This is a genomic window from Consotaella aegiceratis, assembly GCF_036541425.1.
GTDB lineage: Bacteria > Pseudomonadota > Alphaproteobacteria > Rhizobiales > Rhizobiaceae > Consotaella > Consotaella aegiceratis.
Map to the genome: position 1 here is coordinate 11,157 of NZ_JAZHFT010000053.1, position 16,235 is coordinate 27,391.

Here is a 16,235-nt window from a genome sequence, read left to right on the forward strand (position 1 = left end):
CGCGCGAGCGGCGACAAGAGGTTGTGCCTTTCGCCCACAGTTTCATTATCCGGCCGTAGTAGTCGTCTTCCATCTGTTGATCGGATCCACTGAAAGCTACGCCGCCAACCTCGCCTCTCCGGTAATGCGGGCGCCCTGCTGCACGAACATGTAGTCGAACCTGGTCGGGATTATCTCGCGCGGCGCCGTCTCGCGGTCGCGCGAGAAGTAGCGATCGAACACTCGGACTGTGACGAACTGCGGGACAATGCCGCGATCAAGCCGGCGCTGAGCCAATGTGCAGGCCTTGCAGCAGAACATCGCCTTCGGCTGGACTGTGTCAAACTCATTGCCACAGAATGTGCATTCGACCGTGAACACAGGCGGCGGATTGCGAGCCCGCTTCAGCGCAGCGCTGCAACTGAATGAGCAGCATTCCTGCTTGCTTGCCTCCCGCACCGGATGGAAGGCCTCGCCGCACCATGCGCAAGTGCGCGGCCGCGTCTTTGTCTTCTTGATGACCCGTTGCGCAGCGGCATAGAGCCTGTCCCGCTCGTCCCTTCTCTCGAAGTCGCGCCGTTCAACGGCCGCCTTGGCGCAGACCTCGGAACAGAACCGATAGCCTTTGCCATTGCCTATGGGATCGAGCGGCTTGCCGCACTGGACACAATTTTCGCGCGGGTCGATATAGCCGGGCTGCCCCTGCTCCCAGGTCGGACGCTCGGCCCCGAGGTGGAGCAGCGCCTCGCCGACGATCGACCGCGCTTCCTGGTCCGATCTCGCGTAGCCATGCCCCACGAGACACAGGTTCGACCGTAGCGAATGCGTCATCTCGCCTTCCGTTTCGAACGGTGTCAGGCGCCAGTCGCGCATTTCGTCGACCACAACGTCGAGAACATGTTCGCGGGCATTCCCTCGAAAAATCTTGGGCAGCGTTACCGGCCTTGGGCTGCCGTATCGATATTCGGGATAGCCGGTGAAGGCACCTCGCCACGAGCCCGCCCTATCTCGATTTATCCCACTCTTTTTCTTCATCCGAACACCGCGTCGAAAGCTGCTGGGTTGATCTGTTGGTCAGTGGTGCGAGCGACGGCCGGCGCGCCTTGATCGTTCCGCTTGTGTGCCGCCTCGATCCATGCCGCATCCATCGCCCGCACGATCTCGACGTGGTGCGGCTGGAGCTGCACCCGCCGTAGCCGCGCCCACGCCTCGATCTCGACATGGCTGATCGGGTCCGGCCCGACCATGCCGTAGCCGCGCGCCTCGTGCAGCTCTCCGAACCACTGCCAAAGCAACCGGCCAGCCTCCGGCACGTGAGGCCGAGGGTTGGTCACTGCGGCGACGAGCTGGCGCTCAAGTCGATCTCGGCCATTCACCGCCATCACCCATTCCTGAGCGGCATCCTGAAACCGCCCCGCTTCAAAATTCGGTTGGTTGGCGTCCCCTTCCGCGTCACCTCGTCTCGCGCGATTTGACGAACGACGGCTTCGATATCGACGTTGCCGTCCGCGTCGCTGGTCTGCTGCACGTCATCGGCCTGGATTGGGTTGCCCTGATTGGAAATCTGGAGTGTGACGTTCGGAGCCTTGGTGGTTGCAGTCGTGGCGGCGGCCCTCGACGACACCGGCGCATAGGATCTATTTCCGCCGACGAGCCCGCCATCGGCATAACCGCGAAGAGCGTCGAGGTTCGCCACTCCGATGCGGCGGGTGGTGTCCGCGTCGATCACGTATTCGCCGCGATGGACGATGCCCGCAGGTTCATGCTTGCCGCCAGCTCCGGTGTAGCCGCCCTTATCGAAGAGCCCGGCGCCGGGGTTGGCCGCAACGGCCGCGCTCGTGCCCGACGAGATGCCGCCGCCGAACAGCGAGCCGAAGATCTGGCTGAACAGCCCACCACCGCCGCCGGCGTTGTTCACCTGAAGGATGGAATCGAGCAGCTCGTCGAGCAGTTTGTCGGCAATCTTCTGGATGGCGTTCGCGAAGGCGTCGGCGGGAGCTGTGCCACTGTTCAAATCGGAGATGAAGCCCTTGAGCGCGTCCTTCTCCAGATTGGCCATATCCTCGGCCGACTGGCGCGCCTTGTCCTGGCTTTTGGCCAGTTTGTCGGCGGCGGCCGAGGCCGAGGCATAGGCTCCGGCGAGCTTCTCGATATTGGCCTCGACTTCGGGCGTCACATGGACGCCAGCCTCATGCGCCGCGTTCAGCAGGTCTTGTTTCGCCTTGGCCTTCTCCAGCGTAAAGCCGTAATCGTCAATCAGCGGGTTGATGCCAGCTTGCGCTGTCGTCTCGGCCTGGAGCGCGGCGGTGCGCTCCTGGATCGACTTGATTTCGCGCTGGTAGTCATTGAGCGCCGCTGCCCCTCGGCCAAGCGCCGATCGCGCTCGCGACGATCGTGTCGAAGACGAGGCATGTGGAGCGGTCGACGTCACTGTGACGGTCGGCAGCGTCGTGCTGCCGTCTTCGCCCTGCATTCCGAAATAGGCGGCGATGGCCTGGTCCTGCTCGGCGTTACCGCTGCCGCTTCCGGACGTGCGGTCGAACTGTTTTCCGATCCTCGCTTCGCCGACTGACTTCGCGCCGAGCGCCTTGGCAAGATCGGTCTGCGACAGATCCGGCAGACCGAGCACGTCTTGCCCAAAATGCGCTGCCCAACCGCTGAAGTCCGGCAGGACCGGCATGCTGTCGATCGCCTCCGAAATGGCGTTGATCTGCTTGGCGAAGTCGCCAGCCCCTCGTGCGGCATCGGTAAGGCCCGGCATCAGGCCGATCAGCGCCTTTTTGAATTGGAGGTCCAGCACTTGCGTGGCGATCGAAAACTCGTCGTTCATATCCTCGGCGCTGGCGAGAAGTTCATTGTCGACGACGAGGCCAAGCTCGCGCGCCTTCGCGGCCGTGCGGTCCAAGGCCGCGGACCCGCCGTTGAAGACGTTGACCATCTTGGCGCCGTTGCGGCCGAAGGCAGCGGTTGCGATGTTGGCCTTTTCGGTGGACGACGAGGCCTTGTCGATCGCGTCGGCGACGAGGCGCAGGCGCTCCTGCTGCGATTGCGCGTTCTGGATTGCCTTCAGCAGCTCGGGGTTGCTCTTCTTGAGCTGGGAATAGAGCGTTCCTTGGTTGTTCGCGGCCTGCGCAGAGTTCTTGATGAACATCAGAAGCGCGCTGTCGAGCTCGCCGACAGAGACACCGGCAAGCCCGGCGCCGAACGCGAATTCCTGATAGAACTCCCCGTCGAGCCCGGTCGCTTTGGCCGTCTTGGCGATCTTGTCAAAATCGGCCATGGCCTCCTTGGCCTTGCCGATCGCCGCCGAGACACCGAGGATGGGCGCGAGCACGCCCAAGGCGCCAGCCTTGATGCTGCCGAACGCGGCCGTCCCGGTCGCACTGCTGAGCGCCCCGATGCGGGTCGAGACGCCCGCCAGCGCCTGGTTGATCCGCGTCGTCGAGCGGACTATGTCGGCTTCCATGGCCGCGGTCGCGCTCTTGCTCGACCGGCGTATCTTGTTGAACTCGCGGCCGGTCGTCGCGCTGGCCTTGGCCATGTTGCGCTCGAGGTCGCGGATTCTCGCCTCGACGAGGACGATCAGCCGCTCGTCGTCAGTCACGTTCGGCACGATTTCACCTCACGCATAAGCCCAGCTCTCGATATCGTCGTCTGCGTCGTCGTAGCTCGACCGGCTGCTTTCGCCGCCGGCACAGCGCGACACGGCCATCGCCGAGGCGACGGCGCCGTCGATCGACAGCCACTGCCGCGACTTCGTGAACTTGGCGACATGGCCCTGGTCGTTGCGCTTGACCACGACGTTCGCGAAGCAATGCCGTAGGACGGGATGGCCGCCGTGCATGAACTCGCCACCGAGGATGGCGCGCTCCATCTCATGGATCGCCGGCATCATCAGCGACGGCACCTGGCGCATGTCCACCGCTGGAAGGCCCATCTCAATGATCTTCGGCTGGACCTGACGCGCCAGGAAAGGGTCGAAGGCGATCTCGCGAACGACGAAGTCCTCGCAGAGTTCGACGATCTTGTTCTCGATCGCCTGATAGTCGATTACGGTGCCCTCGGTGGCGGTAATCAGGCCCTGGTCGCGCCAATCGGAATAGAAGGCGCCCGACTTGCCCTCGCGCTCTGCGATCGTCTCCTCGGGGCAGAAGAACCAGGGATGGACGAAATAGCCGTCGGCCGTGCGCCAGCAGGCGGCAATGACACTGAGATCGACGGTCGAGGACAGATCGACGCCGAGCCAGCAAGGTTCGCTGCGCAGGTCGTCGAGGTCGATCGCCTTCCGCCCGGCGTCGTAGATGTCCATGTCCACGAACGGATCGGCCGCCGCGTCGAGCCAGATGTTGAGTTTGAGCTGTTTCAGCGACTGGCGCTCGCCGACGCTGCGCTCGGCTCGCTTGGCATGGCGCCGGAAGCCGTCGAGGCTGGGATAGCCGTGCTTGAGGCCGGGGTTCACCCGGTGCCAGAGGTCTTCGTCGCGCCAGTCGGCATCGCGCGGCGCCTCGAACAGGATCGGCAGAATGGACGGATCGTCGACCTCGCCACGCGCCACCTTGCGGGCGTCGTCGATCACCTCGAAGGCCAGGTTGTCGTCACCGCGCCCGGCCGTGGTCGCCACGATCAGAAGCGGGTTGTCGGTCTTGTCCAGGCCGGTGGTCAGCGCTTCCCACAGAAGCCGGTTCGGCCAGATGTGGATTTCGTCGGCGAGCACGAAGGCCGGGGTTCGCCCATGCTGCGGCCCGGCATCGCCGGAAATGACCTCCAGATAGGAGCCTTCCTTCGGATAGGTGATGCGCTTGGCGGCGTTGAAGGCGTCATAAACGCGGGTTGCAGCGACGAGGCGCTTGTCTTCCCGCACGATGCCCACCGCCTCCTTGAAGGCGATGCCGGCCTGCTTACGATCGGCCGCCGCGAAGATGCACTCGCCCGCCGGCTCGCGCTCGGGTCCGATGGTGTGGAGCATGGACAGCGCCGACGACAGGCTCGTCTTGCGGTTGCCCCTCGGCAAGAGAAGGATGACGGTCTTGACGGCCCGGGTGCCGTTGGGATGGCGCGGGCCGTAAATGCGCCTGACGATCCGCTCTTGCCACTCGTCAAGTTGGAACGCCCGCTTCGGCAGGATGGACTTGGGATGGCGCAGCGAGCGCAGGAATCGAACGGCCCGCTCGCCATAGCCGAGCGGATCGTCGATCTCGCTGCCGTCATAGATCCACTCAGGAAATGTCGAGGGGATTTTCGTCGTCATCATCGTCGAACAGGTCCCGCATCATCGGGCGCGAGCGCGCCATGGGCGTCAGGCCGAGTTCGGCCGCGATCTGGCGCGCGGTCGCCATCGCCTGGTTCTGCATGCGCCAGAGCTTGGCCTTGGTGTTGAGGTCGCCAACCGTCGCCATCTCGGCCTCGCATTCGCGGATGCGGCCTTGCGCGACGCAGTAGTTTTCGAGGTTGGACAGGTCGATGTCCGTGAGGATCTTCCGCTCCTCGAGGAACGGCTGCACCCGCCGCCACTCCCGTTGTGCGGCCTCCGAAAGCCAGTCCGGCGCGGGCGGAAAGGCGACCAGGGTGCCGTTGATGGTGACGAGCTGCGGTTTCGTGCCCTTCATGACCGCACCTCCTCGCACCGCAGTTCCAGCCCCTTGCGGCGACCGATTTCCTTTGTCTCGCGAATGTTGAGGTTCTTGCCGTCATAGACGACACGGTGATCCGTGGTGACGCCGGACAGCCAACGGATGCGGAACACCACAGCGAAGTTGTCGCTCTCGCCGTAGGAGGCCAGGAATTCATCGGTGGATTGCTGCACGATCTGGGCTCGCACAGGCGGCGAAAAATCGGTCCAGGTCTCGACCGGCGTGCCGTACTCGTCGACCGTGTTTGCGTAGCTCTGAATGACGATCGTCCTGTCAAGCTCGCCGGCGCGCATCAGGACACCTCGCTCACAAGGGTCTCGATCGTCACCACGCCGTGCGCCGTCTCGCCGTCGGGATCGCGCAGGAAGCGGGTCGAGGAGACGCGGCAGTCGCCGAAGTGGAAGCCGGTTTCAGTGGGCAAATTTGCCTTCTGAACAGCCGACCGGATCGTCCCTGCAATGGCCTTCACTCCGACGAGGCCGGTTTCCTTTTTCCAGACGTGGAGCGTGGAATAGACGCGGACCTTGCGCCGGGCGATGTCGCCTTCCTCGACCTCCTGGTCCTCGCCGATGATGATCGACGGGTCTGGGGCCGGACGGCTGTTGCGGTCGAGGATGTTCGCGGCCGGCACGAGCTCCGTCACACTGGCGGTTTCCACCAGTCTGCCTCGGATCGCTTTTTGCACTGCGAGGGCGGCACTCATGATGCGCCCCGCTTCTTCACGGCGCGGCGGATCGCGCTCTTGATGGCGACCTTGGCCTTCTTGTTGTGCAGCCGCACCGCTGGCCAGAAATACGGCTGAGCTGGCGTGTTCTTGGTGCCGTGCTCGACCAGGTGCGGATAGCGAACGTCGTCGTTGCCTACGGTGACCGCCGCGGCGTTCTCGGGCACGACGGCGGCCCCGCCGGGCTGGCTATAGGGCGGCGTCGACTGGCCTCCGGGCGTGACGGTGATACTGTCTTTCAGGTCGCCGCTGTCCTCGGGCGCCAGCCGGCGCATGGTCGCCGCCATCGCCTCGGCCTGTTTCAGCGCCGATTTCTGCCCAGCCGCGCGAACGTCGCCCGGGATCGCCGCGAACCGCTTCTGAAGCTTGGACAGCCCGCCATCATCCATAGGTGTAATTCCTGTGTTCACGGATGATGTCCACAACGCCGATCGGCAGCTCTTGCGCGCTCACGCCGACAACCGTCGCCTCGCGGTTTTCGTACCAATGCGCGGCCACCATCAGCACGGCTTGCTCGATGTCCGCCGGCGTGCCGTCCGGAAACTCGTCGGCATCGTCCAGGGCGAAGCCGAGCTGCGCTTCGACATGCGCCGTGGCAGCGCCGAGCAGTCGCGACAGCGCCGCATCGTCGTCGGGCACGCCGTTCAGATGATCCCGCAAAGTCGTCGCATCGAGAGTCATGGCCGCACCGTCTGGCGTTAGGCCGCCGCTGCCGCGACGCGAACGATGTTGCTGTCGATTTCGAGGGTGGAGGCCAACTTCATCGTGTTGTTCGCCTCGTTGAGCTGCTCGCCGACGCTCATGACCAGCGCCACGAAGTAGCGTTCCGAGGGCGTGCCGCCGGACGGCGCGTCGTCGAAGGTCAGCCTGAAGGCGTACGAATATTTGGTCTTCTCGGCCGCGATCAGGGCGAGTTGACCAGCGTCCGAATAGTCCAGGTCGCACAGCACCTCCATGGACCCGGCGTTGCGCGTGCCCTTGGCCTTGCGAGTGCGGGCGACACCGATCTGGTCCGATGTGATCAAGCTGGAGGTATCGCCTGCGCTGCCCAGGTTGGTCGTTCCACCGACGATGGCGGCATCGGCCATCGCGTCATCGAAGTCGGCCTTGACGAAGTCGGTGCCCTGGAAGGCGAGCACGCCACCAATCTCCAGCTTCGATCCGGCGGTGGCGAACAACAGGTTTGCCATAGATCAGGCTCCCTTGAAGGAACGGCGCTCCTGGCTTTGCTTGGCGCCGGAATGACAGGAGGTGCACAGGGGCTGCCAGTTACGGCGATCCCAGAAGAGGGCCTTGTCGCCCTTGTGCGGCTTGATGTGATCGACGAGGGTCGCCTGTCGCCCGCAGCGGCGGCAGGAGGAATAGACGGCGAGGAAGGCCTTGCTCTCGCGCTCCCATTGGGCGTCGTAGCCACGGGCTCGCGCACTCGGTCGCTTCTTGTCCGAAGCCGCCTTGCGCTCCTTGTGGCGCGCCTCGGCCTTCGGGCAGCGTTCGCCATAGGCGTGGACGCCACCACAAAGGCCACAGGCACGAGGAGCGCGGGACGGCATGGGTTACGCCACCGGACGGTCGTGGACGTTGCCCAGGATGAACACGGCGCCGGTCGAGACGCTGGTCCCGCTGTTCAGCGTGAACACGGGGCGCAGGAACCGCTTGAAGCCGCGATAGCCGACCTTCGTCGTGCTGTTCGCCTCCAGCGGATCGTCGAGTCCTTCGCCCTGCAGGTGGTCGGCATCGACGTCGGTAAAATCGCCTGACGTGGTGGTGTCGCTCTCCTGCAGCTTGACGGTCATGTCGCCGCCGCCGGTCACCGCACCGGTGTTGACGACGAGGGCGACGCTGTCGAAGCCGAGCAGGTCGACGGGATCGCCGGTGTAGGAGGCCGAGCGGGTCGCCGAAGGGGCGGCCAACATGGCCTTGATGTTGTGGACGATGTCACGCATGGGCGTTTCTCCTTAGGCGGTGGCCATCTTGAGCTTGCGCAGGGCCTCGGTGAGCACCGGGCCGCCGCCGACACGACGGCGCGCGTGGAAGCGCACCAGGCCCTTGGTGGCTACGGTGTAGGGATCGCGCAGGATGGAAAGCTGCACGCGGTCGTAGATCCGATAGGCGCGGGCGAAGTCGCCGTAGAGGATCGGGAACGTGCCGTTGGCGATGTCCGGCATTTCCGGATCTTCGATCACCGGGCGGCCGAGCAGCGTCGACGGCTGCCCCTGCTGATAGGCCGGCTGCCACAGATAGCTGCCGTCGTCAGCCTTGAGCGTGCGCACGATGCCGAGCGTGGTGCCGTTCATCAGCCAAGAGCCCATATTCCGGTAGAGCGCCGGCAGGTCGTACATGAGCGTGATCAGCGAATCGGCCTGGATCGCCGTGGCATGGCCGTTCAGGTATTCCGGCAGGGCGGCGTTCATGATGCCGAGCGGCTTCTTGACGCCGTTGCCGTTGACGAAGGCGCTGCTTTCCAACCGCCCGAACTCGGTCGAGAGTTCGGTCGAGACCTCGCTTTCGACGTTGACGGCGCTGTCCTCGAGGAGACGCTGAGACACGTCGACATAGCAGGCGGCCTCGTGCACCGGGATTTCGAGCTGACCATAGGTCTGCGTCGTCTCGGGGCGGTCCTCGTCTTCGCCGACCCAATGGGCGGTCGGGCGGCCGGTGAGCTTCGGCAGGATGACCGAGCCCGACGACGTCGAGCCGACGCGCACGGCCTGGCGGATCGGCGAGACCTCGACGAGGCCCTTGATGACCTCGGCGACGAACTCGGCAGGCGCCAGATAGCCGCCCTTGGTGTCGTCGCCGACGATCAGGGCACGAACCTCCTCGGCTTCCATGGCCTCGCGGCCGCTGCGCAGGAAGTTTGTGAAGGCGCGTCGCTCGATCGGCACCTCGTCGTCGCTCGGCGTTCCCTGTCCGCGAGGGCGTGCCATGCGGGTTTCCAGGTCGGTGATCTGTTGCCGCATCTCGGCGATCGTCGCCTCGGCGCCGGTGCGATACTCGGTGAAACCGGTGCGCAGCTCCTCGACGGCGGCCGTCGCTTCAGCGAGCGGATCGTCGTCCGGCTCGTCTCGGGTTTCCAGGCCGATAAGCTGGTCCATGGTCAGTGTCCTTTCATCACGAGGGCGCAACGGGCCTTACGGCAGGCTTCGACGAAGGCCGCCGCGCCCTCGACAGGGCGGCCGGTGCTGCGATAGGCGGAGATGCGGGCAAGGTTGGCGGACGGGTTGGAGACCACCGAGATTTCGGCGAGGTCCAGATCGCGGATGATGCGAACGCCGCGCTGCATCAGGCTCTTGGCGGCCCGGAAGCCGATCGACAGGCCGGTGGCGGCGCGCTCGCGGATGATCGTCGCAAGGTTCTTGCCGTCGGTGGTGTCGAGTAGGAGCTTGCCCCGGACGAAAAGGCCCTTGGCGTCTTCCGTGATCTCGGTCCAGACGCCCGGCACATTGTCCGACCGATGCGCCCAATGCATCGCCGGGAACGTGCCGTTGGCGCGATGCTCGGCGAGCGAGCGCTTGAAGGTGCCCGGCAGATAGATCTCGCCGTGAAGGTTCTTCTGCCCCCACAGCACGGCATAGCCCTCGAACTCGCCGGCCTCGCTGACAGCAAACCGAAACTCAAGATCGCGATAATCCATTAGGCATCCCCCCGATGGGCGGCGCGATCGGAGGCAAAGGCGTCAACTTGCGCCTGTACCCACGGCACGCGGAGAAGCCGGAGCAGGTTCTTCGTGTTGAACGGCAAGGGCTGCCCGCCCTCGACGATCTCCCAGCGCAGGACGTGCTTGGCGAGGCAGTTGAGCCGGGCCTTCTCGCGGTTCTCGGCCGAGACCTTGCCGTCACTATCCGATAGCTCGGCGAGTTCGTCATAGAGCGCCACGCGCGCCCGGTTCGCCGTGTCGCTGTCCGGCCCGACGATCCAGAGCTTGATGCCGGTCGGCGCGCCCGTCACCGGGTCGGCGAGTTCGAACTCTTTCCCCCGGTCCTGATCGGCGACGTTCGCCAGGATGTCGTCAAGCGTCATCAGTCGCGGGCTCCTCGTCTTCAGGCATGCGCGCGGGCTGCGGACCCTGCGGTGCGGCGGCGCCGGGTTGGTTGCTGCCGGTGTTGGGGTTGGCGTATTCGTCGCCGCCTTCGCGCGGGCCGAGGCCGAGCCAGCTCCTGCCTTCGTTGCTGTTCAAGACACGGCTGGAAATCAGCGAGGCAATGGCGGTGGCACGCTGGCCGAGGTCGGCGCGGGTCAGGTCGTCGCGATCGAAGCTGAGGCGGTAACGGGTGCGATCCTCGCGGCTGAACAGCGCCCGACCGAGCGCCGTCTCCAAGGCGCGGAGCCAAGGCTCCAGCGTGTAGGTCAGGAACTCTCGGCCCATCTGTTCGGAGTTCGACCAGGTCGCACGGTCCAGCTCGTAGAGCATCGAGGGTGGCACCCGGAACGCGCGGGCGATCTCGATCACCTGGAACTTGCGCAGCTCCAGGAACTGGCTGTCGACGCTGGTCAGCGCCAGTTGCTGCCATTCGGCGCCGTCATAGAGGATGGCGGTACGGCCGCTGTTCTCGCTGCCCTCATGGGCTGCGCGCCAGCCCGCGATCATCCGCTTGATGCCCTTGTCACCGACCGGCTTGGGGCTGCGGATCACGCCGCCCGGCCGAGCGCTGCGCTTAAAGAGGTTCCCGGCGTGCCGTTCCATCTCGCGGGCGACGCCGATCGCCTCGGCGGCGAGCGAGAGTGGCGAGCGGTCGAAGGGACCGCGAACATGCAGGACGTTCGTCGAGGGGATGATCTGCCCTTCGATCCGGTAGCTCGGCTCGCCGGTCCAGGGATCATAGGTGACGCTGATCGCGGCGGGCTGATAGCGCACCACCTCGCGGATCTCGCCTCGGATGCGGTTCACATAGGCGAGCCCGCCCCAATCTCGGGTCAGGGCGTCGGCGGTCAGATCGCGGATAAGGTCGAAGCCGGACGTCCAGCCATTCACGTCGCCGCGCAGCATGACGCCGATCGGGTGCGTGCGGTCCTCCTCCTCGACGCCATCCGCCTTGATCTCCATCACCCGCAGGTCAAGCGTGGCAGCGGCTTCCGAGATGACGCGGACGGCATTGGCAACGGCGGGAATGCGCAGAGCCTCGGCGCCGGAGATCGCCAGCGAGCCCGACGAGGCGCCCGACCACAAAGCGGTGAGAACGCCATCCTCGTCGACGAGGTCCTCGTCGCGGGTCTCAATCGGGGCAGAACGGGTGAACGGCCAGAGCATGGCCATCTAGATAAAGGCACATGCGCGCACTCGCGTAATGGTTTAATTGGGGAACTCGTTGGCGGAGAAGGTTTAGCGGGGAGACTGGATGAACTGGCTCGATTTCTTTGCGAGCGTCTTTGCCTCGCTCGTGTCAATGGCTTGGCCCGCTGCGCTTGTTCTCTGTGTCTGGCTATTTCGTCGGGAGATCGGGCCGCTTATTCCTCGGATGCGGCTGAAGCACAAGGACACGGAATTTTCGTTCCGCCTGGACGAGGTAGAGGCGGCAATGGAAACTGTTGAAGACCAACCAGTACCACAATCAGTTCCATGGAATCCCTCCGAATATCGCAGCCAATTTGAGCAATTGGCGGATGTATCCCCAGCTGCCGCTATACTTTTTGCCCGAAGAAATATTGAAAACGCGGTTAAATCTCGGCTAGATATTGAAGGTATAAGTAAGCCATATAATACAAATTTTTGGTCTGGCGTTCAAATTTTACGAAAGAAAGGTATTATTCCAGAAAACATCGCGGAATTGCTAAGTGAGCTGCGTTCAATAGGAAACGCTGCAGCTCATGATCGAGATTTCGAAATCACCAAGGATGAGGCGATGCGTTTTAAGAGCCTCGCGGATAGCGCCATTGGGCATCTATATTTCGAGCTACCCGAGCCTAACGAGATTTCAGATAACTGATGAGTTGGTCCTCAAAGGCATAGTACCGGCCTCCAATTTCCTTGACCGGAGAATCTGGCTGCTTCGCCAGTGTGTCGCGCACGAAGTCAACGCCGACGCCAAGCCTGCGCGCGATGCCGCCCAACGTCCAAATAATGCGGGACGATTTTTCCGCGGCAAAGGCCGCACTGTCGAAGTTCGAAGGGCTAAGTTCTCTGCCGCTCATCTCATCCTCTTGGAAATTTCCAATTCGCCTCTGTCTTGCGTGCGCTTACCCGCGCCGGTCCCTCAAAAGGGCCGAAAGTCCAGAACCACCCCCCGGCAGCCCGCGTGCTACTGACCTCAGCTCGGCCGCGATCTCGGATCGATCCTCAAAGAAGCGGTGCGGGTCGCGCCGCGACACCGTCAGGCGCTCGACCTTCACGGCCAAGTGCAGGAGCCTTTCGGCCGCGCCGTGCTCGGCGTCTGGAGCGGGCTTCTGCCTCATGGACGCACCGCCGCCGCACCGCGTGTCCTACCTGTCCTACCTTCTCGGTGATTGGCATCAGGGGTAGGACACGCTCTAAGCCCTGTACAATAAGGCTTTGTCCTACCTGTCCTACCTGTCCTACCTATGATGATGTCGGCACGCAGGCGCATGCGCGCGCATGTATGGACACAAAAAAGGTAGGACAGGTAGGACAGGTAGGACAGCGCATTGAAAGCGCTCAGCTTTTCGTGTCCTACCCTCGCTGACGAGGTAGGACAGGTAGGACAGTTAGTCATCGGCCGCCCACTGGACGGCTTGTCCCAGCGCCTCTTCGAAGACCGTGCGCGCTCTGTCAAGTGCCGGCAGCTCGTAACCCCAAGCCCGCGTCACCGCCGTCCCTCGGTCCGCTGGCACCATTCTCCGCACCTTGCGCGCCTCCGGCAAAAGCTTGACCCACTTCATAAAGAACTCGGCTTCTGCCGACTTCCTTCGAATGCCGATCCGCTCCGTGGCCGCGAGGTAGTCGTCGAACAGATCGCGGCTCCGCACGAACTCCGGCCAAAGGCCGTGCCCCCGTGTCGGCTCGCCGTCCTGCAGGCGATCGAACCACCACGTCTCGATCGGGTCGAAGCTGTGAACCTTCTGCTCGAGCAGCCCCGCGCTTTTCGGGATTTCGCGCAGATTGATGCTGCCGAGATCAAAGTGCTGGAGATCGTGGAGCAACCGTTCACGGCCGCCGGTCTCGATCTCCTGCCTAAGCTCGCCGAAATACTCGTGGTTTTGCGCGCAGTGTGGCGCAACGTCGAAGATGGCGAACCGCCGCTCGTCTCGGCCGGCAGGAACCACCCAGCCAGAGTTTGACGAGATCATCAGACGAAGGTGGTTGTCGACCTTCACGGGATCGACGCCCTTGTGTTCAATCATCTGCGTCGTGGAAGTGACGAGCCCCTTGAGACGCCCCTCGGCCGCCTTGTCGCCTGCCCAAAAGCCTTCGTCGACCTGGAGCAAGAGGCATGAAGCCATGTGAGCGTTGAAGTTGCCCGTCAGATAGCGAGCGTCGTCGGCGAGAATGTAATGGCTCTCGATCAGCGATCCGAATATCTGCCCCACCATTGTCTTGCCGACGCCCATGCCGCCGCGCAGCACGATCGCCGTTCCCGGCTTCTCCCTCGGCTTCTGAATGATCGATGCGAACCAGGCGAACAGCCAGCGAAAGGCCGCTTCGTCGCCATCACAGACGTTCGTCAGAAGATGGTCGCGGAAGATCGCATAGCTGCCGCGCTCGCTCGGTTCGACCGCAAAACCCCGCCAGAGATTGAGAAAGCCAGGGCGCCCCAGCTTGCCATCGGAGCTCGGCCAGAACTCTATTCCCGAATATTCGCGCCTCGCCGGATCGGCCATCCACTTGTCGGCATACCGGATCGACCGTTCCTTGCCCTTGTCGTCGAAGTACCAATGTCGCGCGTTCTCGCTCAGAGCGCGAAACGCGCCCAGGCTGAGAAAGCGAATCTCCTCATCTTTCGCTGCGTCGGGCCGAAACCAGACAATCACCACGTCTTTGCCGACCGCGACGAGCGCAAACTCGGCGTTCATCGCGTCGACCTGATAGTCGCCGAGACGCAACGCCGAGCGCGGCGCTCGTGCGCCGCTGAACTGAACGATGATGCTGCCGCTGCGCTCCCCGGCGAGGAGGCGCCGCACAGCGGCTTTCTCCTCGCCTTCCGGCATTTCCCAGAACCGTTGATGGAATTCAGCCGCCTCAAGCGCGGCGCGGACCTGGTCCGCGCCGCCCCTGCTGCCTTGACCTTTGCCAACGCCCTTTTTGTCAGTGCTCGCGGCCATTTCCTGCCTTGCGATCCATCCGCTCCAGCCGCTCGACGATATCGTCGAGGCTGATGCTGACCACATAACCGACCGTTGCAAAGGCGCTGCGCGCGCAGCTATCGCCGAGATCGGCCGCCATCATCTCAATGGCTCTCACCACGTTCCGCGTGTCGACAAGGTCGTCCAAGATGGCGAAGAGGCTGTCATCCTTATCGCCGCTGGAATAATTGCCAGCGATCCTCATGACTTGCCCCCCGTCCCAAGATCGAAGGCGAGCGTATTCGAGCGCTCCCAGGCGCCTTCCAAATGCTTCACAAGTTCAGTGATCTGATACGAACTCCATATGATCGCGCTGACCACCGCGTCATCGAGGATCACCACGCGCTGCCCGTGGAGTTCCGTCATGCTGGTCAAGTAACTTTCGACCAGGAGGTCGATGACATTGGCCGCGTTCCTCACGTCACCGATCGGAGATTCCAGCCTGTGAACCGCCTCGATCAGCTCCGCCGAGCTGGTGCCGCTTGCTGTATCGCCAATAGGCGTGGTATCATTATTGCTGTTCATCGGCTTTCCTTTCAGGGGATTTGCTGTTGATCCAGGCTCGGAGGGATGGCAGTCCCGTCCGGGCCTTTTCGTTTCCATGGCCTCGGCCACGCTCGCCAAGATGGCCGGCAGGTCCGCGTGTCCTGAAATCTCAGGAGACCCCCGACGCAGCCTGAGCGTCGGACGAAGGTCGTTGGCAGGGCGAAGTTCGTCCTTCACGCCGCCGGCCTCCCGATGGTCGCCTTCAGGCCGACCTTCTCGGCCACGGTAGCGACCGGGACGAGCACGCGCCCGCCAATCCGGATGGTCGGGATATCCCCGCGTTTGGCGGCCTCGTAGGAGGCGTTCCGCCCCAAATCGTAAAACAACCGCCCCGCGTCCGGCACTGAGATCGTCGGTTTCGCCAATGCTTCATCAATCGTCACTGATTAACCTCCTATGAACCTACGTAGGTTACACAGGCATCTGTATCATCCAGCGCGATGATTGCAAGCGAAAGCTGCGTAGGCTACGTAGGACGGACGGAAGGGGACGATATGGCCGCAGATAAGCCGGGTGACGACGAGCCGAAATCCGAGCGCTTCAATATGTTCATCTCGAAGTCCGAGATGGATGCGATCGATGAATGGGCCTGGAAAAACCGGATACGATCCAAATCCGAAGCTGTGAGGAGACTTGTTCAAATAGCATTGACCATTGACAGCGCTATTAGCATCGTCAAGAGCGCTATATATAACGGTGCAATTCAGGCCCAAATGGAGCATGATTTGCTAGAGAAGTGGTCGAATGAAGCCTCGGAAACAGGATCTATAGACCTAAATTCGGAGACGGCGCAGATGTTCTTCTCTGTTCATTCTGCGCATATGACGATGAGTGTACAGAATTTAATTGACATTATGCCGGTCATTAACCGGATTTCGTCACTCGGCCTCGGCGGCGACGACTTGGACTACCACATCAGGTCGGCCCTTGAAGCGCAGAAGCGCTACGCTGAGCGTGCCAAGCAGTTGTCTCAGTGTCTGATCCGAAATTGAGGTGAGTGGTATCAGTGGGTTAGCTTGACAGCCTCGCCGGCCGTTGATTCAGGGGTTTTGCCAAAAACTACCTTGGATCAACGATGTGGACCGATACCACTCGCGCACAGCATGCGCGCACCAGCCTGG

The 16,235-nt window shown here is 63.2% G+C and carries 23 protein-coding genes; 2 read left to right on the plus strand and 21 right to left on the minus strand.

The window, feature by feature from the left end; translation table 11 throughout:
• Nucleotides 1-96 precede the first annotated feature (96 nt).
• The 16 genes from SMD10_RS22115 to SMD10_RS22190 are packed head-to-tail and all read right to left on the minus strand — an operon-like array spanning nt 97 to nt 11,587.
• Complete coding sequence (locus SMD10_RS22115; protein ID WP_331687917.1) at nt 97-1,014, minus strand: hypothetical protein; 918 nt, start codon at nt 1,012-1,014, stop codon at nt 97-99.
• Nucleotides 1,011-1,361 carry a phage tail assembly chaperone gene (locus SMD10_RS22120; RefSeq protein ID WP_331687918.1) on the minus strand — a complete coding sequence of 117 codons (351 nt, stop codon included), beginning with the start codon at nt 1,359-1,361 and terminating at the stop codon, nt 1,011-1,013. Before SMD10_RS22120 ends, SMD10_RS22115 begins: the two co-directional genes overlap by 4 nt.
• Nucleotides 1,361-3,592 carry a phage tail tape measure protein gene (locus SMD10_RS22125; RefSeq protein ID WP_331687919.1) on the minus strand — a complete coding sequence of 744 codons (2,232 nt, stop codon included), beginning with the start codon at nt 3,590-3,592 and terminating at the stop codon, nt 1,361-1,363. The genes SMD10_RS22120 and SMD10_RS22125 overlap by 1 nt, the downstream gene beginning before the upstream one ends.
• Nucleotides 3,593-3,601: 9 nt before the next feature.
• Entirely contained in the window at nt 3,602-5,227 is a 1,626-nt protein-coding gene (locus SMD10_RS22130) for a terminase large subunit (protein ID WP_432757300.1), read from the minus strand.
• Nucleotides 5,196-5,585 (minus strand): phage terminase small subunit P27 family, encoded by a 390-nt coding sequence (locus tag SMD10_RS22135; protein WP_331687921.1) that lies wholly within the window; start codon nt 5,583-5,585, stop codon nt 5,196-5,198. The genes SMD10_RS22130 and SMD10_RS22135 overlap by 32 nt, the downstream gene beginning before the upstream one ends.
• Nucleotides 5,582-5,902: a phage head closure protein gene (locus SMD10_RS22140; RefSeq protein WP_331687922.1), complete on the minus strand. Its 321-nt coding sequence runs from the start codon at nt 5,900-5,902 to the stop codon at nt 5,582-5,584. The genes SMD10_RS22135 and SMD10_RS22140 overlap by 4 nt, the downstream gene beginning before the upstream one ends.
• Nucleotides 5,902-6,312, minus strand: coding sequence for a DUF3168 domain-containing protein (locus SMD10_RS22145; RefSeq protein WP_331687923.1), 411 nt, complete (start codon nt 6,310-6,312; stop codon nt 5,902-5,904). The genes SMD10_RS22140 and SMD10_RS22145 overlap by 1 nt, the downstream gene beginning before the upstream one ends.
• Nucleotides 6,309-6,722, minus strand: coding sequence for an HK97-gp10 family putative phage morphogenesis protein (locus SMD10_RS22150; RefSeq protein WP_331687924.1), 414 nt, complete (start codon nt 6,720-6,722; stop codon nt 6,309-6,311). The genes SMD10_RS22145 and SMD10_RS22150 overlap by 4 nt, the downstream gene beginning before the upstream one ends.
• Complete coding sequence (locus SMD10_RS22155) at nt 6,715-7,014, minus strand: head-tail connector protein (protein ID WP_331687925.1); 300 nt, start codon at nt 7,012-7,014, stop codon at nt 6,715-6,717. The genes SMD10_RS22150 and SMD10_RS22155 overlap by 8 nt, the downstream gene beginning before the upstream one ends.
• A 17-nt stretch (nt 7,015-7,031) precedes the next feature.
• Nucleotides 7,032-7,523 (minus strand): hypothetical protein, encoded by a 492-nt coding sequence (locus SMD10_RS22160; protein ID WP_331687926.1) that lies wholly within the window; start codon nt 7,521-7,523, stop codon nt 7,032-7,034.
• Between the two features lie 3 nt (nt 7,524-7,526).
• Entirely contained in the window at nt 7,527-7,883 is a 357-nt protein-coding gene (locus SMD10_RS22165) for an HNH endonuclease signature motif containing protein (RefSeq protein ID WP_331687927.1), read from the minus strand.
• Between the two features lie 3 nt (nt 7,884-7,886).
• A complete protein-coding gene (locus SMD10_RS22170) occupies nt 7,887-8,276 on the minus strand; it encodes a hypothetical protein (RefSeq protein WP_331687928.1) in 390 nt (129 codons plus the stop codon).
• 12 nt (nt 8,277-8,288) lie between these two features.
• Nucleotides 8,289-9,428, minus strand: coding sequence for a phage major capsid protein (locus tag SMD10_RS22175; protein ID WP_331687929.1), 1,140 nt, complete (start codon nt 9,426-9,428; stop codon nt 8,289-8,291).
• A gap of 2 nt (nt 9,429-9,430) precedes the next feature.
• Nucleotides 9,431-9,967: an HK97 family phage prohead protease gene (locus tag SMD10_RS22180; protein ID WP_331687930.1), complete on the minus strand. Its 537-nt coding sequence runs from the start codon at nt 9,965-9,967 to the stop codon at nt 9,431-9,433.
• Nucleotides 9,967-10,353, minus strand: coding sequence for a hypothetical protein (locus tag SMD10_RS22185; protein ID WP_331687931.1), 387 nt, complete (start codon nt 10,351-10,353; stop codon nt 9,967-9,969). The genes SMD10_RS22180 and SMD10_RS22185 overlap by 1 nt, the downstream gene beginning before the upstream one ends.
• Nucleotides 10,343-11,587 (minus strand): phage portal protein, encoded by a 1,245-nt coding sequence (locus SMD10_RS22190; protein ID WP_331687932.1) that lies wholly within the window; start codon nt 11,585-11,587, stop codon nt 10,343-10,345. Before SMD10_RS22190 ends, SMD10_RS22185 begins: the two co-directional genes overlap by 11 nt.
• A gap of 82 nt (nt 11,588-11,669) precedes the next feature.
• Between SMD10_RS22190 and SMD10_RS22195 the strand changes: the two genes are divergently transcribed.
• Nucleotides 11,670-12,257 (plus strand): DUF4145 domain-containing protein, encoded by a 588-nt coding sequence (locus SMD10_RS22195; protein ID WP_331687933.1) that lies wholly within the window; start codon nt 11,670-11,672, stop codon nt 12,255-12,257.
• Here the strand turns inward: SMD10_RS22195 and SMD10_RS22200 are convergent.
• The 5 genes from SMD10_RS22200 to SMD10_RS22220 form a co-directional block, all read right to left on the minus strand.
• Entirely contained in the window at nt 12,235-12,462 is a 228-nt protein-coding gene (locus SMD10_RS22200; RefSeq protein ID WP_331687934.1) for a hypothetical protein, read from the minus strand. The two genes, SMD10_RS22195 and SMD10_RS22200, sit on opposite strands and share 23 nt — an antisense overlap.
• A 531-nt stretch (nt 12,463-12,993) precedes the next feature.
• On the minus strand, nt 12,994-14,406 hold the full coding sequence (locus SMD10_RS22205) for a primase-helicase family protein (RefSeq protein WP_331687935.1): 1,413 nt from the start codon (nt 14,404-14,406) through the stop codon (nt 12,994-12,996).
• Between the two features lie 124 nt (nt 14,407-14,530).
• Nucleotides 14,531-14,773, minus strand: coding sequence for a hypothetical protein (locus tag SMD10_RS22210; RefSeq protein ID WP_331687936.1), 243 nt, complete (start codon nt 14,771-14,773; stop codon nt 14,531-14,533).
• A complete protein-coding gene (locus tag SMD10_RS22215) occupies nt 14,770-15,291 on the minus strand; it encodes a hypothetical protein (RefSeq protein ID WP_331687937.1) in 522 nt (173 codons plus the stop codon). The genes SMD10_RS22210 and SMD10_RS22215 overlap by 4 nt, the downstream gene beginning before the upstream one ends.
• Nucleotides 15,288-15,497 (minus strand): DNA-binding protein, encoded by a 210-nt coding sequence (locus tag SMD10_RS22220; protein WP_331687938.1) that lies wholly within the window; start codon nt 15,495-15,497, stop codon nt 15,288-15,290. Before SMD10_RS22220 ends, SMD10_RS22215 begins: the two co-directional genes overlap by 4 nt.
• A gap of 111 nt (nt 15,498-15,608) precedes the next feature.
• Between SMD10_RS22220 and SMD10_RS22225 the strand changes: the two genes are divergently transcribed.
• Nucleotides 15,609-16,106: a hypothetical protein gene (locus SMD10_RS22225; RefSeq protein ID WP_331687939.1), complete on the plus strand. Its 498-nt coding sequence runs from the start codon at nt 15,609-15,611 to the stop codon at nt 16,104-16,106.
• Nucleotides 16,107-16,235: the final 129 nt, after the last annotated feature.

Bases quoted from the DNA above. Each gene is read 5' to 3' on its own strand.
- SMD10_RS22115 (WP_331687917.1), bottom strand. From the start codon at position 1,014: ATGAAGAAAAAGAGTGGGATAAATCGAGATAGGGCGGGCTCGTGGCGA.
- SMD10_RS22120 (WP_331687918.1), bottom strand. From the start codon at position 1,361: ATGGCGGTGAATGGCCGAGATCGACTTGAGCGCCAGCTCGTCGCCGCA.
- SMD10_RS22130 (WP_432757300.1), bottom strand. From the start codon at position 5,227: ATGACGACGAAAATCCCCTCGACATTTCCTGAGTGGATCTATGACGGC.
- SMD10_RS22135 (WP_331687921.1), bottom strand. From the start codon at position 5,585: ATGAAGGGCACGAAACCGCAGCTCGTCACCATCAACGGCACCCTGGTC.
- SMD10_RS22140 (WP_331687922.1), bottom strand. From the start codon at position 5,902: ATGCGCGCCGGCGAGCTTGACAGGACGATCGTCATTCAGAGCTACGCA.
- SMD10_RS22145 (WP_331687923.1), bottom strand. From the start codon at position 6,312: ATGAGTGCCGCCCTCGCAGTGCAAAAAGCGATCCGAGGCAGACTGGTG.
- SMD10_RS22150 (WP_331687924.1), bottom strand. From the start codon at position 6,722: ATGGATGATGGCGGGCTGTCCAAGCTTCAGAAGCGGTTCGCGGCGATC.
- SMD10_RS22155 (WP_331687925.1), bottom strand. From the start codon at position 7,014: ATGACTCTCGATGCGACGACTTTGCGGGATCATCTGAACGGCGTGCCC.
- SMD10_RS22160 (WP_331687926.1), bottom strand. From the start codon at position 7,523: ATGGCAAACCTGTTGTTCGCCACCGCCGGATCGAAGCTGGAGATTGGT.
- SMD10_RS22165 (WP_331687927.1), bottom strand. From the start codon at position 7,883: ATGCCGTCCCGCGCTCCTCGTGCCTGTGGCCTTTGTGGTGGCGTCCAC.
- SMD10_RS22170 (WP_331687928.1), bottom strand. From the start codon at position 8,276: ATGCGTGACATCGTCCACAACATCAAGGCCATGTTGGCCGCCCCTTCG.
- SMD10_RS22175 (WP_331687929.1), bottom strand. From the start codon at position 9,428: ATGGACCAGCTTATCGGCCTGGAAACCCGAGACGAGCCGGACGACGAT.
- SMD10_RS22180 (WP_331687930.1), bottom strand. From the start codon at position 9,967: ATGGATTATCGCGATCTTGAGTTTCGGTTTGCTGTCAGCGAGGCCGGC.
- SMD10_RS22185 (WP_331687931.1), bottom strand. From the start codon at position 10,353: ATGACGCTTGACGACATCCTGGCGAACGTCGCCGATCAGGACCGGGGG.
- SMD10_RS22190 (WP_331687932.1), bottom strand. From the start codon at position 11,587: ATGGCCATGCTCTGGCCGTTCACCCGTTCTGCCCCGATTGAGACCCGC.
- SMD10_RS22195 (WP_331687933.1), top strand. From the start codon at position 11,670: ATGAACTGGCTCGATTTCTTTGCGAGCGTCTTTGCCTCGCTCGTGTCA.
- SMD10_RS22200 (WP_331687934.1), bottom strand. From the start codon at position 12,462: ATGAGCGGCAGAGAACTTAGCCCTTCGAACTTCGACAGTGCGGCCTTT.
- SMD10_RS22210 (WP_331687936.1), bottom strand. From the start codon at position 14,773: ATGAGGATCGCTGGCAATTATTCCAGCGGCGATAAGGATGACAGCCTC.
- SMD10_RS22225 (WP_331687939.1), top strand. From the start codon at position 15,609: ATGGCCGCAGATAAGCCGGGTGACGACGAGCCGAAATCCGAGCGCTTC.